We start from the raw sequence: 17,368 nt of genomic DNA, 5'->3' as shown, positions 1-17,368 counted from the left end.
AAGAATTCGAATAGTAAATCATATTCTTTTTAGAGCCTGTTTAAATTTTGTTCAATAACAGTTTTATAGCAGATAATTTGGCCATACTAGCGGATGATTCCATTAATCGCTTATCGTTTCGTGAGATTCTTCTATCATTATCTAAGCCATCAAACACTATTTTTACAACCCATCAGAATGTTTAAATAGTTTTTAGATTTATTTAAAATATTGTCTTTTAGTTCTTTATGTTTTTGTTGTCGGTGTATTAACATTTGTTTTGTAAAATGTTTTGAAATTTTTTGGTAATTCAAAATATTAACCTACATTTGTCTATAGAAATAGTAGAGTTTAAATAATAGATAGTAATTACTAATACTAATATTTTGAAAACAATCAAGAATACCTCTTTTTTGATCAAGCAAGGATTTTTTTCGTTCGGCACTCTTAGTCGAATGTGTTGTTCCTGTTAGCGTTTTCAATTTGCTGCCATCACCATTTCGGATACTCATTTTCAAAATAATTTATTGCAAAAACTATAAATTATTCTGAGTGTTCACCATATGTCTTTCTAATAAAAATCAAATTAATATTAATAAAAAATAAAAAATAGAATGAAAAAACAAATGTGTTGTAGCTAAAAAAAAGCCATTTCTGCGGCAACAGAAATGGCGAAGTTTAAAAAAGAAATGTTCATCTCAAAAAGGATAGAAAGTTGATAAATCAGCCTTCAGGGATCCTTATTTATTAAACCAAAACAAAGTAATGAAAAAAAAATTAAATATAAACTCTTGGTTGTTTGTTTTCCTGCTGTCATTAGGAATTAAGGCGCAAAATACCACACCGCTCATTCAGTCAAAACTAGATGGAACTGTTGTAGAATCAATTACAAATCAACCCATTCCAGGAGTTACAGTAACTATAAAAGGAACTACACATAGTGTTATTACTGACGCAGAAGGAAAGTTTTATTTTCAAACAGGACAAAAATTCCCATACATTTTGATTGTAACATATGTTGGTTATAAGAAAACTGAATATACAGCCAATGTTACCCCTGTAATAATTAGCTTAAAGCAAGATGTTCAAGAATTGAATGAATTAGTAGTTGTAGGTTATGGAACTCAAAAAAAGAAGGACATTACGGGGGCAGTTTCCTCTGTTTCCAAAGCAGATTTAAATCGAGTTACCTCCTCTGCCGACAATTTATTAAGAGGAGCTGTTTCAGGAGTAGTAGTTACCCAAAGTTCGGGACAGCCAGGAGCAACTTCAAGTGTCCGTATTAGAGGAGGAAATTCTATCACGGCAGGGAATGAACCACTTTATGTTTTAGATGGCGTACTGATTTATAATGACAATAGCAATAGTACGGCTGGAGTGGCTAATTCCGGAGCGGGAGTGAACGTTTTGTCTACAATAAACCCTAGTGATATTGAGTCAATCGATGTTCTGAAAGATGCTTCTGCTACTGCAATTTATGGTTCTCGTGGTGCCAATGGAGTAGTGATTATTACAACAAAAAAAGGGACTAAAGGACAAGATCTTATTTCATTCCAATCCTATTATGGTTTTCAAAAAGTGTCGAACAAAATAGATCTTCTTAATGCTTCTCAATGGGCCAGTTTACGCAATGATGTTCAGGCAAGTATAGGACAGGCACCTTCTTTTTCACCAGCTCAGATTGAGGCTCTTAAAACTTCGGGTGGATATGATTGGCAATCGGAATTGTTTAGAACTGCTCCGATTCAAAATTACCAGTTGAGCTTTTCTGGCGGAGATGACCGTTCCAGGTATGCGATTTCTGCAGCTTATTTTGATCAGGAAGGAATTGTTCTTGGCTCCGATTTTAAGCGAATTTCCCTTCGGGCCAACTATGAAAAAAATTATTCACAAGCTTTTAAATTTGGTGTTAATACCAATTACACCAATTCTATAGCCAATGGAGTTGGAGCGGGTAGTGGTGGTAGAAATAATACTCCGGTGGTTAGTGCCTTGCTGACTGCTCCCGTTGTTCCTGTTAAAAATGATGATGGAAGTTACAACGTAACGAATAATCCTTATGCGACTTCCGTAAATGGGTATGTACCTAACCCAATCAATGATTTGGAAAACACCACAAACGAAACCAAAATCAATAGAATTTTGACCAGTTTGTTTGCCGAGTATAAAATCAATAGTGAAATTACGGCTAAGGTTGCAATAAGTGGAGATGTCATCAATACGAAGCAAAATTTTTATGCACCATCCAATACGACTCTTGGAGCAGCTACTAAAGGATTAGCCTCTGTGGGGAATCGCCTGGTAAGTTCTGTATTGAATGAAAACACCCTGAATTACAATACTCGTTTTGGAGAAGATCATAAGTTTTCGGCTTTGGCAGGATATACACTTCAATATACCCAGGGAGAAGTTGTAAATGCAGGGGCGAATACTTTTGTAAATGATGCCAATACCTACAATGCTTTACAAGACGGTGTGGCTGTAAAACCCTTTAGTGATGCTTTTGAAAGTGTATTGAAATCGTATTTAGCCAGAGCAAATTATTCGTATAAAGGGAAATACAATCTTACTGTTTCGGCTCGTGCCGATGGTTCTTCAAGATTTGGATCAGAATCACTTTGGGGGTATTTCCCGTCAGCTGGTTTTTCTTGGAATATTACCGATGAAGATTTTGCTAAAGGTATTAAAGAAGTGGTAACGGATGCTAAATTGCGATTAAGCGCAGGAACAACAGGAAATCAGGAAATTGGGAATTACCTTTCTTTGGCTTCGATTGGATCGGTTAATTATAGTTTTGGAGGAACCGTTCAAACCGGATTGGCTCCGACACGCTTAGCCAATCCAGATTTAAGATGGGAAAAAACGACCCAATACAATGCCGGTTTGGACTTGTCATTATGGGATAGAAAAATAAATTTCGTTTTTGACGTGTATTACAAAAAAACAAAAGATTTGCTTATCAATGTGCCAGTGCCATTGACTTCAGGATTTGCTACAGTGCTACAAAACATTGGTGGAGTCGAGAATAAAGGAATTGAAATAAGTTTAAATACAGAAAATATAAAAACAGATACATTCTTTTGGAATTCGAACTTTGTGTTTTCAGCGAACAGAAACAAAGTACTTGAAATAGGGAATGGAGTGCAACAATTCTTTCCAGTAGTTCCAAATGGTTCTTTGTTACAACAACAACCTGTAACCGTAAAAGTAGGAGAGCCACTAGGTACTTTCTGGGGATACCAAACCAACGGAATTTTCCAAACTCAGGAAGAAATCAATACCCAACCAAAAATCAATAGCCTTGCCAATACGAAAGTTGGAGATAGAAAATACGTAGATACTAACGGAGATGGTGTAATCACTGCTGCTGATAAAGGTAGTCTAGGAAGTTCACAACCCAAGTTTGTGGCAAATTTAGGCAATACGGTTTCCTATAGCAATTTCGATTTGAGTTTTTCATTCCAAGGATCTTATGGTGGTAAAATATTTAATGCTTTGAATCAACAATTGGAAGTTTCAACTCTAGGAACCAATTCAGCTGCTACTTTGTTAGATCGTTGGACACCTACTAATCCAAGTAATGAAATTCCAAGAGCTTCAAGCTCGCCAGTAGCAATCGTTTCTGAACGTTTTGTAGAAGATGCTTCTTATTTGAGATTGAAAATAGTAACTTTTGGATACACATTACCTAAAAGTCTTTCCTCAAAAATTAGAACAAAGAGCATAAAACTATATGTATCTGCCGAAAACCTAATCACCTGGACCAAATATACGGGCTATGATCCAGAGGTAAGTTCTTATGAACAAAACAATTTATATCCCGGAATTGATTTTGGAGCTTATCCAAATTCCAAAACATTCATCACGGGCTTGAACGTAACTTTTTAAGTAAAATAAAAAATTAAACGATGAAAAAAATAATACTATCAGTCCTATTAAGTGCCGCGTTATTGTTTTCGTGCACGGATTTAGAGGTAACACCAACCTCTTTTATAACCAAAGAAAATTTCTTCAAAACCCAAGATGATGCCATTGCTAGTGTGACTGCGGTTTATGCTTCTTTCGTAATTGAGCCAGGCGAACAAAGTCTTTTCGGAAGAAATCTCTATTTCTTGACCGATATGGGTTCTGATTATGCTGCAGCAGGTGTTTCTGCAACAAATCCTCAAGTAAGAGCAATGAGTAATTTGACCCACGATGCCACTTCAGATCGTGTTCAATTGGCTTGGCGCCAAATTTACAACGGCATCAACAAAGCCAATATTGCGATTGACAATATTCCAAATGTGTCTGGTTCAGATGTGATTAAAACCAGATTGATTAATGAAGCTAAATTCATTAGGGGTTTGTTGTACTTCCAGGCAGTTCGTCTTTGGGGAGGAGTTCCAATCGTTTTGCACGAGCCAACTTCTATTAATGTGGAAAGTCTAAAATCAAAAAGAGCCACAGTTGATGAGGTGTATGCTCAAATTATTTTGGATTTAAAAGATGCGGAAGCACTGCCATCTACTTATACAGGAACTAATATAGGACGTGCTACTTCTGGAGCTGCCAAAGCTATTTTGGCGAAAGTATATTTGACCAGAAAAGATTGGACAAACGCTATTCTAAAAGCTAAAGAAGTGATCAATGGCGGTTTTGGATATGCCCTTTTCGAAAGTTTTGCCGATGTGTTTAATAAAGCCAAAAAGAACGGAAAAGAACATATTTTTTCTGTTCAATTCGAGCCAAACCAGGCAAGTAATGGAGCCAGCGGCAGTACTTTTCAAGCGACTTCGTTTACAGGATTTACTGCCACAGAACCAGCTGATATTATTTCGAATGTTGCCCTGTTTTATGATATTTATGTCGCAGGTGACACCCGCAGAGATGTAAGCTACAAGAAACAATTATTAAATCCAGCTACCGGATTGCTTTATACTTTTCCGAAGCCAATTTTTAGTAAATATTTAGATGTTACCAACTTGTCATCACCAAGTAATGTGGCTATTAATTTTCCAATTATTCGTTATGCCGATATTTTATTGTCATTAGCAGAAGCCATTAACGAGAAAGATGGAGCAACCGAAGAGGCTCATGAACTGGTAAACCAAGTAAGAAGAAGAGCTTTTTCAAAAGCAATTACAACACCAGATGCAACGGTAGATTTGGCAGGACTAACAACAATCCAGTTAAGAGAAGCCATTAGAGAAGAGCGCAAAAAAGAATTTGTTCAGGAAGGACAAAGATGGTATGACCTTGTACGGTGGGGAACTTTGGTTAGCGAAGTAAAAAAAGTAACAGCCAAAAATTCTGTTTCAGAACGTAATAATTTGTATCCAATTCCACAAAGTGAGCGAAATATTGACCCGATAGGATTACCACAAAATCCGGGTTATTAATGAAAGGTTTTCATACAAATAAACAAAATGATTAAAAAAATTTTCATTCTTTCCCTTTTGGTTTTTGTGCCAGTTCAGCAATTCGCACAGAAAAAACAACCCAACATTCTCGTCATTTTGGCAGATGATTTAGGTTTCTCTGATATTGGTGCTTTTGGCTCAGAAATTAAAACCCCAAACTTGAATAAGCTCGCTAAAAACGGGCTTATTATAAAACAGTTTTATAATGCGGGGCGTTGCTGTCCATCACGGGCATCACTACTCACAGGATTGTATTCACATCAGGCAGGTGTTGGCGATATGGTACAAGATAAGGGCGTTCCGGCTTATCAGGGCTATTTAAATGAGCATTGCATCACAATTGGGCAAGCACTCAAACAAGCAGGATACAACACCATTGTTTCAGGAAAATGGCACGTTGGTTTAGTACCTTCAGCTTGGGCGGTAAATAGAGGGTTTGATGATTCTTTTACCTTGCAAAACAACGGCAGCAGTTATTTCAACTCGCAGCCTTTGTATAATGACGGCAGAACCGTTACTTTTTTAAAAGGAGATAAAGAAATTATTCGCACAGATTCCTCAACCTATTTAACGCAGGAAATAACGAATTTTGCTGTTAATTCTTTAGAAAAACAGCGCAATCAGCAAAAGCCTTTTTTTCTGTATGTAGCTTACAATGCGCCACATTGGCCCATTCAGGCATTGCCAGAAGATATTGCAAAATACAGAGGCAAATACCTGGCGGGCTGGGATAAACTGAGAGCAAGCCGTTTTAAAAAATTAAAAGAACAAGGAATAGTTGATCAAAATTGGGACTTATCCAATCGTTTTGAAAAAGTACCCGATTGGAATCAACTAAGTACCGAAGAAAAAGACAAGTGGGATAATCGGATGGCAATTTATGCCGCAATGATTGATAGAATGGATGCCAGCATTGGTGAAATCTTGAAGAAAATAAAGGCTTTGGGAGAAGAAGATAATACCCTTGTACTTTTTCTTTCGGATAATGGCGGAAGTGCCGATGAGGTGAAAAACTGGAATTATGTTACACAAAAAAATGGGACACCAGGTTCGGTTGCGTCAATTGATAGTTACGAAAGTCCGTGGGGAAATGTGAGCAATACGCCTTTTCAATTATTCAAAAAAAACACACACGAAGGCGGTATTGCTTCTCCTTTTATTGCCTATTATCCCAAGCATATAAAGGCGGGTACATTGAGCAACCGGGTAAGTCATTTGATTGATATTTTCCCAACTTGTTTGGAGTTTGCGGATATTCAATATCCGGATTCTTTTAAAGGAAAAAATCTAACTCCTTTAGAAGGTATTAGTTTAAAAAAGGAATTGGAAGGCAAAAAATCTAATGAACATGAGGCTTTGTTTTGGGAACATGAAGGCAGTAAAGCAGTACGAAAAGGAGAATGGAAGGCGGTAGCCGAAAACAATCAGCCTTGGGAATTGTACAATCTTGCTACAGATAGAACCGAAACAAAAAACCTGGCAAATGCAGAACCAGCAATGCTTCAGACTCTAATCGAATTACACAAACAGTGGTCTGTAAAAGTAGGTGTTGAAGATTGGAATAAAATAAAATAGTTGTAAAACGAATGAATTTTTAATCAACGAAAATGAAATTAAATTAAACAGTTTTTTTATCTAATCCATTTTGATGGCTTTTTTTCTACAATTCGCTTAGTGAAAGATCATAAATAAAATTAGCAACAGTTGTTCATAATTGTTTGATATTAAACAACTCGTAAAACCATAATTCAAAATCATATTAAATCTATAGAATTAATTGTGATTTAAAATTTAATTTTTTAAAAAAAAAATGAAATATTCACCCAGAAGAGGGAACATTAATAATCTATAAAATATAAAACAATGAAAAAAATTAAATTTAGTTCAAAAGTCAAAAGTCCTCAAAAAGGGCTTTTAATTACCGCATTGTTAATGGCGCAATTTGGCTTTGCCCAAAACAAACCGGATACCAATTATAAAGGAGTTGTTGGTAAAACATTAGCGGAATCTAAAGAATATTGGCCGGAACCTGTAAAAGCTCCAAAAGGCGCTCCCAATGTAGTTTGGATTTTGCTGGATGATGTGGGATTTGGGGCTTCCAGTGCTTTTGGTGGCTTGATAGAAACACCAACTTTTGATGCTTTGGCCAATAATGGACTGCGCTATACCAATTTTCACACCACTGCAATTTGCGCGCCAACCCGTGCGGCATTATTGACAGGCAGGAATTCAGGAAGAGTTCATGTCAGTGGCTTTTCGCACACTATTTTATCAGCAGGTTTCCCGGGTTGGGATGGTCGAATTCCATCGGATAAAGGAACAATTGCTGAAATTTTAAGAGAAAATGGATACAACACTTTTGCCGTTGGTAAATATGGTGTTACTCCTGACGAAGATGCTACAGATGCAGGTCCGTTTGACAGATGGCCAACCGGAAAAGGATTTGATCATTTCTTTGGTTTCTTAGGATCCCAAACAGATCAATACAAACCAGATTTAGTAGAAGATCAAGCGCACATAACACCAGATGGAAGACACTTAACAGAGCAAATTACGGATAAAGCAATTAGTTATATCACCAAACAACAAAAAGCAGCTCCAGGTAAACCATTCTTTTTATATTATGCGCCAGGGGCAGTTCATGCACCGCATCAGGTTGAAGCATCTTGGAGTGATGCCTATAAAGGGAAATTTGATGAAGGCTGGGACGTATACCGCGAAAAAGTTTTGGCAAACCAAAAGAAATTGGGTGTAATCCCTGCTAATGCTGTATTGCCAGAACGTAATGCTATTATTTCTGCTTGGAACAAATTAACACCTGACCAAAAGAAAGTATACGCCAGATTTATGGAAGTGTACGCCGGATATCTCACTTACACCGACCATGAAATAGGAAGAGTAGTAAATTATCTGAAAGAAACCAATCAATTAGACAACACTTTAATCTTTGTTGCTATTGGTGATAATGGAGCCAGTAAAGAAGGCTCTCAAGTGGGTACAATCAGCCAAAGTCTTTTTTCTCAAGGCGTATCTGATGAGCAAAATCTTCAGTCGAATTTAGAGAAAATTGGAGAAATTGGCACACCAAAAGGCTTGAACACCAATTATCCTTTGGGTTGGGCCCAAGCAACAAACGTACCTTTCAAAAACTGGAAACAAGACGCACAATCCGAAGGAGGAACACGCAATCCTTTGATTGTTTTTTATCCAAAAGGGATTAAAGAAAAAGGAGGAATCAGAAATCAATACAGCCACGTAACGGATATTCTTCCTACTACATTGGAGATTGCAGGTATCAAAACACCTGAAACGATAAGAGAAATTAAACAGGATAAAATTCAGGGCTCTTCTTTATATGCTTCTTTAAATGATGCAAAAGCGGAATCATTGCACAAAATACAGTATTACTATATTTTCGGAAACAGAGCTATTTACAAAGATGGATGGAAAGCGGCGGCGGCACATGCAAATCCTTTTACTTCACAAACTGGTGCGGGTAAAAATCAAGTACCGGTACCAAGCAATTTCGACACTGATGTTTGGGAATTATACAACCTTAATGAAGATTTTAACGAGCGCAATAACTTGGCAAAAAAGTATCCTGAAAAATTAGAGGAGCTTAAAAAATTGTTTGATGAGCAGGCCAAAGAGAATAACGTTTATCCGTTAATCGACTGGCAGGATGTGTTAGGAAGAAAAATACACAATGCCACAGGGGAAAGCTTTCAGGAATTGATTCATAAAGCAACTCAGGCAGGAAGTACAAATTAATAAAGTTAGTGCTTAGTGAATAGTAGAGTGATTAGTTTGTCTAATCAAACTGCAAAAAACTGATCACTAAGCGCTAATTACTTAATAAAAAACAAATATGAAACTAATAGATTTTCAATTAATCGGGAAAAAGATTGTCGTTGGGATAATCGTGTTTTTAATACCGCTGGTTATTTTGGCTGGAGGTTTAGCATTAGTAAATCAAATTTTAAAATAAGAAATCATGGCATTAGATCAAAAAAAACTAACAAGAGACTTGGGCATAAGTCTTTTCATTTATAGTTTGCCGGTATTGGCAATTTATCTTTATTTTAGACTGAGTAACGGTATCATAGCAGAATCACACATTTCGTTACCGTCATTTTTGGAATTTGCAAAACCTGCATTCGAGAATATCCGCACTTGGGGATTAATCGTTTTTATGCTGATTTTGGGAGCAGTTGAATTTGCAGCAGGTTTATATGACGATCAATGGACTGGCACGGAACGCAAAATTGATATTATTTGTTTTTTGGCTCCAAAATTGCTTTTGCCTCCGGTAATCACTTTTTTTAGCTTAACAGCATTACCATATTTAATTCCTAATCTTGCCAATACATTATCTTGGGTTCCGTTTTGGGGAGGTTTTTTCCTGATTGCAATAGCCGATGATTTAACCCAATATTGGTACCACCGTCTGCACCACCAAGTGCCTTTTTTATGGCGTTTTCATAGAACACATCATTCGGCTCCGTATATGGGAATGGCAATGGCTTCGAGACAAAACTTTATTTACACCGTTTTTTTTTCTCAGATTTATTTGACAGCAGCATTGACGTTTTTAGGGTTAGGGCTGCCGGCTTTGTTTGTTACCGTGATAAAAAGCACCATCACTCTAGCAGCACACTCTAGTCTTGCTTGGGACAAACCGTTTTACAAATACAAAGTATTGCATCCTGTCGCTTGGGTTTTGGAGCGTTTTATTTCTACTCCGGCTACGCATCATGCACATCATGCGGATACTAGCGGGGATGGCGTTGGACATTTTAAAGGCAATTTCGGAAATATGTTTTTCTTATGGGATGTGATTTTCGGAACGGGTTTAATCACTCGTAAATTCCCTGAATCATACGGAACTAAAACATACAAAGGTGAAGAATGGTATGCACAGTTTCTTTGGCCAATATTCAAATCTAAAAAAGAAGGAAGTCCATTGGCTGAAGGCGTTCTGTCGATTCCAATTTCTAAAAGTAAAAATACTGAAACCGTAAAACAAAATGTATATGAACCTGTTCAGTCTTAAATCATTCAAAAATAGAATAACAGTAATTGTATTTTTAGTTACAATTGCTGGCTTTTCGCAAAATCAGAATGTGTTTACTTTAAAAGTAGATACTTTTACGCCAAGATAAAAAGTCAAAAAAAACCACAGATTATTGATGCCCGAAGTCCCGAAGAGTTTGCCTTAAATCATATCGAAGGTGCGGTTAATTTTAATTTGGCAACTGAAAATTATGCCAAATATGTAGCAACATTGGATCAATCAAAACCTGTATTGATCTATTCGATTGGTGCGGGGAGAAGCGGTGAATTGGTCAGAGAATTATTAAAAACCGGTTTTTCAGATGTATACGATTTAAGAGGAGGTATTGCTGCCTGGATAGGATCAGGAAAGCCTTTTTATACCAATTTGAAAAGCAGATTAACCTTGGCAGAATACAATAAAATCATTGCTGACAACAATACAGTTTTGGTAGATATTGGTTCCAGATATTGTGGTGCCTGCAAAAAAGTGAAACCTGTTTTAGAAACGATCAGAGCGGAATATGGAGCTAATTTAAAAATCATCGAAATTGATTTAGAAGAAAGCCCGCAAGTGATAGCCGACTTAAAAACGATTACTGTTTTTCCAACCTTGATTTTATATCAAAACGGTAAAATTATTTTCAAAAAAGACGGTTTAACCAGTTTAAAAAAAGAGGTAGATTTGGCTTTAGCCCAAAAATAATACTCTAATTACTGGATTTAAAATATTCTTTTGTCTGAAAAGGGATTTCATATTGTAATGATATGGACTCTCTTTTTTTTAAAAATATTCCCCCTGCTTAAGTTGTTGTATTTTAATGCTTTAAATAGGATAATGATTTTTTGGACTATTTTAGAATTAAAAATAATACAAACCAAAATTTGGTAGTTATAATTTTTAAAATATATTTGTTCTATCAAATTAGTAGTATTTTATTTTGAAAAAGAAATTTGAAAATTTGAATCGAATAAAAATCAGCTATCCTTGAGGTACCGTAGGAAAAAAAATTATCAAAAAAAGATGAAAATAAAAATAATTAGTTTAATTGTTGCCCTTATTTTATCAAATAGATATGTTGCTTTTGGGCAAAAAAATACAGATACAACCTTAAATACCACAAGTTGTGAAGCCATGTGCAAGGCAAATAACTCAAAAAAAACTTTATTGTTGCAATCAATAGAGAAAAAATCTAAAGAAAATAACACTTCAACCAATGGAATGGTTTGGGTCGAGGGTGGAGAATTCAATATGGGAACCAATGATTATCCGGATGCAAAACCTATTCACAAAGTGCGTGTAAATGGCTATTGGATTGATGAACACGAGGTGACAAATGCTCAATTTGCCGCTTTTGTGAAAGCAACCAATTATGTTACAATTGCCGAAAGACCATTAGACCCAAAAGATTACCCGGGTGTACCGCTTGAAAATTTAGTCCCGGGTTCGGCTGTATTTGTGCCTCCAACAGAGAAAGTAGCATTAGACAACATCCAGCAATGGTGGCAATATGTGCCGGGAGCCAGCTGGCAGCATCCATCGGGACCTGAAAGCAATATTGTTGGTTTAGAGAACAATCCTGTGGTTCAAATCAGTTATTTAGATGCAAAAGCTTATGCGGAATGGGCAGGAAAGCGTCTTCCAACTGAGGCGGAATGGGAATTTGCAGCTAGAGCCGGAAGAACACCTTCCAAATATTATTGGGGTTCGGAGCTGAAGCCAAACGGGAAATGGGCTGCTAATATTTTTCAGGGAACTTTCCCCAATAATAATACAGCCGAAGACGGTTTTGCTGGTGCAGCTCCAGTAAAATCTTTTCCTAAAAATCCTTTTGGTATTTATGATATGGAAGGAAATGTATGGGAATGGTGCAATGATTTGTATCGTGATGATTATTATAAAATCAGTGCCAATGATAATCCAAAAGGACCTTCTACCAGCAATGATCCCGAGGAACCGGGAGTAGAAAAACATGTTCAAAGAGGAGGTTCTTATCTCTGCAGCGACCAATATTGCATCCGATATGTAGCTGGAAGCCGTGGAAAAGGAGAAACAACAAGTGCCTGTAATCACTTGGGATTTAGATGTGTGAAGGATAAATAATTAAAGTTAAAAACAGTAATTTAATATGTCATCAAAAACAAAACAATTTAGCATTCACGAAGATTGGACGGTAGTGCTATTAGGGTTCTTGATAATTGGAATCTCGCTTTTTATTTACCTGCCTTCGGTTCCTGTATTCAAGTGGTCAAATGGCACAGATTTACTAAATGACGTATTCAGTATTACGAACATAAAAGAACTTTTTCTGGAATTCATTTACCTTTTAGGCATTGGGATTTTAGGTGTTTTTTTGGTAGGAAAATCGGTTAAAAAATTTTTATTGGGCTTTCCTATTGTGTTTGCGTTAACAGTTGTGGCATTGATTATTGCCGGGAATACGGTAATCAAGGGACTCAATCTGGAGGCGGTTATTTTTAGTTTGATTATAGGCTTGTCTATAGGCAATTTTTTCAAGCTCCCGGAATGGTTTCGTACGGCACTTTCAACCGAAATTTTTGTAAAAATCGGATTGGTGTTATTAGGAACCAGTGTTATATTTTCGGATATACTAAAGGCGGGTTCTCTAGGACTTATTCAGGCTCTAGTAGTTGTTTTATCAGTTTGGTATTTTGCTTTTTGGGTCTGCAGAAAGTTAAAAGTAGATGAGGAATTAGCCTTAATGATTTCCAGTGCTGTTTCTATTTGCGGTGTTTCTGCAGCAATTGCAACATCTGGTGCGATAAAAGGAGATTCAAAAAAGCTTTCTTATGTAATTTCGATGGTGTTGGTAACAGCCATTCCAATGATGATTTTTATGCCGATTATTGCCAGGCATTTCAACTTTCCAGAAGAAGTAACAGGAGCCTGGCTGGGAGGCAGTATAGATACTTCGGGGGCAGTTGTGGCTTCGGGTTCATTGGTCGGAGAAACTGCTTTGAAGATTAGCACGATTGTCAAATTCTCGCAGAATGTATTGTTAGGATTAGCTGCTTTTGCAATATCGGTTTATTGGACTTATACTCATAATAAATCTTCGGAAGCTCTGGAATCGAAGCCAACTCTGGGAGTTATTTGGGAGCGTTTCCCCAAGTTTGTGATTGGTTTTATTGTGGCTTCTTTGGTTTTTTCTTTCCTGATTCAAGCTGAAACAAGAGATGCAGTTAAGGATAGTTTGAAGAATCTGCAAGGACTTTGGTTCGCGCTGGCTTTTACCAGTATTGGGTTAGAAACCAATTTCAAAGATTTGTTCAGTAACAATAGTAAAAAACCATTGTATGCTTTTTTGATGGCACAGCTGTTCAATATTATTATCACGCTTATCATTGCTTTTTTGTTGTTTGGCAAATGATTAGGAGTATACATGCCGGAATAATTTTGAAAAATATAATAAGCTGAAAAACAGTTGTTAACTTTTAATGTTCTGCTGTAAATATTTTATTAAATAAAAAATAGAAAGACAGGAAGTCAAAATTTCCTGTTGCATGTTTAGATTTGGTTAGTTTATTTTACTTGATTTTTTTTTTTTGAAAAGTGCAGTAATTCATTTTTGAAGAGCTGCACTTTTTTTTCGGTTAATTAGTTTTTTATCTAATACAAAGTAAAGGCGGTTTTGTAACCTATGATGTGGATGTTTTTATAGAAACCTTCTGGAAAGAAATAAAAAGCAAAAACCCAAGGAAATTAGTTCTTGGGCTTTTTTGGTTTTATGTTATTTAAAATATGAATTCATATAATATGGATAAATTTAGTTATTGTTTTGATGTTAAATCAGTTAAATATTTTAATGGTTTGAAAACAGTTATTAACTTCATTGTTTACTACTTTTGTATGACTAGCCTTTAAAATAGTAAAATCTAGTTTCATTTAAAGTTAATAATAATATCAAATAAAATTTATGGAGATTATTTCAGTTATCAATTACAAAGGAGGGGTAGGGAAAACTACTATAACTGCTAATTTGGCTAGCCAATTGGCATCCAAAGGATATAAAGTTTTAGCAATTGATTTAGATCCTCAAGCAAGTTTAACGTTCTCATTTGTTACACCGGAATATTGGTTAAACGATTTATCAAGTTCAAAAACTATCAAAAATTGGTTCAAACCTTCTCGGAAATCAACGATTGATTTCAATAGTTTGATAATAGATAATTTAAAAGTTAATGATTATTTAATTGAAGAAGGGAAATTGCATTTAATTGCCTCACACTTGGAATTGATTAATGTGGATTTAGAATTAGCAACTTTATTAGGAGGAGCTAATCTTCAACAAACTAAACAAAATTTTCTAAAGGTACATAGAAAACTTATTGAAGGTATAGAATCGTTAGAAACAGAATATGATATTATATTAATTGATTGTCCTCCCAATTTCAATATTGTAACTAAAAATGCGATAGTAGCAAGCAATTCAATTTTAATTCCAGCAAAACCAGATTATTTATCTACAATGGGAATTGATTATTTACAAAAAAGCCTAAATTCTTTAGTAAAAGAGTACAATGATTATCGCGAAGTTGAAGATGATGAGGAATTAGAATTAATAAAGCCGCAAATCCTTGGAGTAATTTTTACAATGATTCAAATTTATGGAGGTAAGCCAATTTCTGCTCAAAGACCATTTATAGCGCAGACTAAAAAGTTAGGTATTAATGTATTTACAAGCGTCATACGGGAAAATAAAACATTATTTGCGGATGCTCCACAGTATGGAGTACCTGTTGTGTTACAATATACTAATCGTGATGATATTACCGAAGAAATTAAAGATTTTGTCGATGAATTTGAAAATCTAGCATTATAAAATGAAAAAAAAAATCTCCCCTTATTTACAGGTAATGGAATATTGTCTGTCCTTCTTAAAAAAGCTTTCTGATGAAGAAATAGCTAAAATAGAAAATGGTGATTTAGTAATTCAATTTGATTTAATTGAGAAAAAACAAAATTTAAAGCAAAAAAAAGATTCTATCACCTTTTCTACAACTGAAATAATTGACTTTTTAAATACTGTTGGTGAGCGTGATGAAGCAATGAAATATTTGGATTCACTTTTTATTTCTAGATTATCTTTAGAAGAAATTTTACGAAAATTAGATTATCCCCATACTAAAAAAGATAATTTAGAAAAATTAAAACAAAAGATTATTGAAGCCACAATAGGTTTTCGTTTGCGCTCAGAAGCAATTCAAGGAAAGTCTGATTCATCAAGATCTGATTTTAAAGACAATATTTAAAATTTGACAACCTTTTAAGTGTAATAACAAACAAGAGCAAACAATAAAAATTTCAAAAAAGCTAGAGCAATAAAAACGCTGTAGCTTTTTTGTTTTATAAAATCAGAAATAATAGCATTTTAAAAGCCTGCAAGAGTCTACAATCAACTTTCATTCAATAGAATAAAAATTATGAAATAGAATTTGTAAATTTGTGAGAGAATTAAAAACACTATTATTATGAGTACATTGGAATTAAAACAAGAGCTGCATCAGCTTATTAACGAAGGAGACGAAAAATTCGTTAAAATGTTCTATGAAATGGCAAAAGCATATAGTGTTCAAATAAAAAAAGATAAGATGATTGCTGAATCTGAAGAGGACATAAAAGCAGGCAAAATTTATAGTCAAATTGAGGTGCAAAAAATGATTGAAAGTTGGAAGGAATAATATAACCCGTTTATTGGACTTCCAGAGCTCTAAAGGATTTAGAAAAAGTTACTAGATTTAATGCCATGCTTTATGGATTTAATAAAGCGATTGTAATTGCTACAGAATTAAGAGAAAGTACAGAGGTTTTAGAAAATTATAATTTTAAAGAAATAGGTGCTGTTGATGAAGATTTTGTTCATTTGAAGTATGAGTATAGAAAGTTAATTCACCATCATTGTAAAATAACCTATCGAGAAGGTAAAACAAAAATTTATATCAATAGAGTTTTTGATACTAGACAAAACCTAAATAAAAATAAATAATGAGTTGTAATTCGGTAAAATAGCTGATTTTCAAAGTATAAAATAAAGTTTCAACAAGCTGCAGCAATTAAAAACGCTGTAGCTTTTTTGTTTTATGGAGGTAAAAAAAGATTAAAGCCAATAAATAAATCGACTCGAAGTAGTTTATGATCTATGAAGAATGAAAAAACAACAAGTACAAAAAGCCTAATCTACTATTGGTATAGTTTATTCTACTTGATATTTTTTTGAAAAGTGCAGTAATTCATTTATGAAGAGTTGCACTTTTTTTTGTTATAGATATTACTGATACTATTTTATTTCATCACTACCCGTAATTCATCTCCAGACTATAATGTATTACTGCATATAATTTGTGTTTTTCATGAAAAATTGAGCTTGCAAGCGCGTAGTGATACAAAGAATAAACAATATAAAATTTGTGAAAACCATTTAGGATTGTAAGCTTTTAATGAATGGAATTAATGGCAGATAGACATTTTTATTTTTACAATAGAACTAATTGTAAAATAATAATATAATGGATTAGTATAAAAGTGGATGGATCAAAATTAAGTACACATATTAGTGAGTCTAAAAGTAAAAAGCCACATTCCTTACACCTCTGAATTGAGATTTAAAAGCTTTTATTTTTACATTGAAGGATTATTCACTTTTTTATAGTTTTATTTTGGCTTCATGAATTTCATTTCTGCCCAAGCAAAGTACTATTATTGATATGGATTCAAAATTTTCTTTTGAATAGCAATTCTGTTAAAACAGGATATAAGATTTGATTTCGTAAAGACAATAAAAAAGCTCCCTGGGGCGAGGAGCTTTAAAGTAACTAAATTTGTTTTTGGAGTATAATTTTACTGTTGGGGGTCAATGCAATTATTACATTACAAATGTCGGTTAGTTTTCAGGATATTATTTGAGTTATTAGTC

General features: G+C 34.7%; 11 protein-coding genes and 1 pseudogene. All 12 read left to right on the top strand.

Features of this window, described 5'->3' with window-relative positions; genetic code table 11:
* Positions 1 to 744: 744 nt before the first annotated feature.
* Positions 745 to 3,867, top strand: coding sequence for a SusC/RagA family TonB-linked outer membrane protein (locus DMB65_RS09695; protein ID WP_110306457.1), 3,123 nt, complete (start codon positions 745 to 747; stop codon positions 3,865 to 3,867).
* Between the two features lie 20 nt (positions 3,868 to 3,887).
* Positions 3,888 to 5,360 (top strand): RagB/SusD family nutrient uptake outer membrane protein, encoded by a 1,473-nt coding sequence (locus tag DMB65_RS09690; protein ID WP_110306456.1) that lies wholly within the window; start codon positions 3,888 to 3,890, stop codon positions 5,358 to 5,360.
* Between the two features lie 27 nt (positions 5,361 to 5,387).
* Complete coding sequence (locus DMB65_RS09685; protein ID WP_110306455.1) at positions 5,388 to 6,956, top strand: arylsulfatase; 1,569 nt, start codon at positions 5,388 to 5,390, stop codon at positions 6,954 to 6,956.
* A 288-nt stretch (positions 6,957 to 7,244) separates the two neighbouring features.
* Complete coding sequence (locus tag DMB65_RS09680) at positions 7,245 to 9,152, top strand: arylsulfatase (RefSeq protein WP_110306454.1); 1,908 nt, start codon at positions 7,245 to 7,247, stop codon at positions 9,150 to 9,152.
* Between the two features lie 223 nt (positions 9,153 to 9,375).
* Positions 9,376 to 10,434, top strand: coding sequence for a sterol desaturase family protein (locus DMB65_RS09675; protein WP_110306453.1), 1,059 nt, complete (start codon positions 9,376 to 9,378; stop codon positions 10,432 to 10,434).
* Positions 10,435 to 10,464: 30 nt separating this feature from the next.
* On the top strand, positions 10,465 to 11,139 hold the full coding sequence (locus tag DMB65_RS09670) for a thioredoxin domain-containing protein (protein WP_317048133.1): 675 nt from the start codon (positions 10,465 to 10,467) through the stop codon (positions 11,137 to 11,139).
* A gap of 318 nt (positions 11,140 to 11,457) precedes the next feature.
* On the top strand, positions 11,458 to 12,537 hold the full coding sequence (locus tag DMB65_RS09665; RefSeq protein ID WP_110306452.1) for a formylglycine-generating enzyme family protein: 1,080 nt from the start codon (positions 11,458 to 11,460) through the stop codon (positions 12,535 to 12,537).
* 25 nt (positions 12,538 to 12,562) lie between these two features.
* A complete protein-coding gene (locus DMB65_RS09660; protein WP_110306451.1) occupies positions 12,563 to 13,825 on the top strand; it encodes a YeiH family protein in 1,263 nt (420 codons plus the stop codon).
* Between the two features lie 546 nt (positions 13,826 to 14,371).
* Positions 14,372 to 15,277 carry a ParA family protein gene (locus tag DMB65_RS09655; protein ID WP_110306450.1) on the top strand — a complete coding sequence of 302 codons (906 nt, stop codon included), beginning with the start codon at positions 14,372 to 14,374 and terminating at the stop codon, positions 15,275 to 15,277.
* Between the two features lies 1 nt (position 15,278).
* Positions 15,279 to 15,707 carry a hypothetical protein gene (locus DMB65_RS09650; RefSeq protein ID WP_110306449.1) on the top strand — a complete coding sequence of 143 codons (429 nt, stop codon included), beginning with the start codon at positions 15,279 to 15,281 and terminating at the stop codon, positions 15,705 to 15,707.
* A 219-nt stretch (positions 15,708 to 15,926) separates the two neighbouring features.
* Positions 15,927 to 16,136: a hypothetical protein gene (locus tag DMB65_RS09645; protein WP_110306448.1), complete on the top strand. Its 210-nt coding sequence runs from the start codon at positions 15,927 to 15,929 to the stop codon at positions 16,134 to 16,136.
* Positions 16,137 to 16,156: 20 nt separating this feature from the next.
* Positions 16,157 to 16,441: pseudogene (locus tag DMB65_RS09640) on the top strand (type II toxin-antitoxin system RelE/ParE family toxin); the annotation flags it as partial.
* Positions 16,442 to 17,368 lie beyond the last annotated feature (927 nt).

Origin of the sequence: Flavobacterium cheongpyeongense (assembly GCF_003202435.1) — a bacterium.
In the GTDB taxonomy this organism is placed as follows: Bacteria; Bacteroidota; Bacteroidia; order Flavobacteriales; family Flavobacteriaceae; genus Flavobacterium; species Flavobacterium cheongpyeongense.
This window is presented reverse-complemented; position numbering and strand designations above follow the sequence as displayed.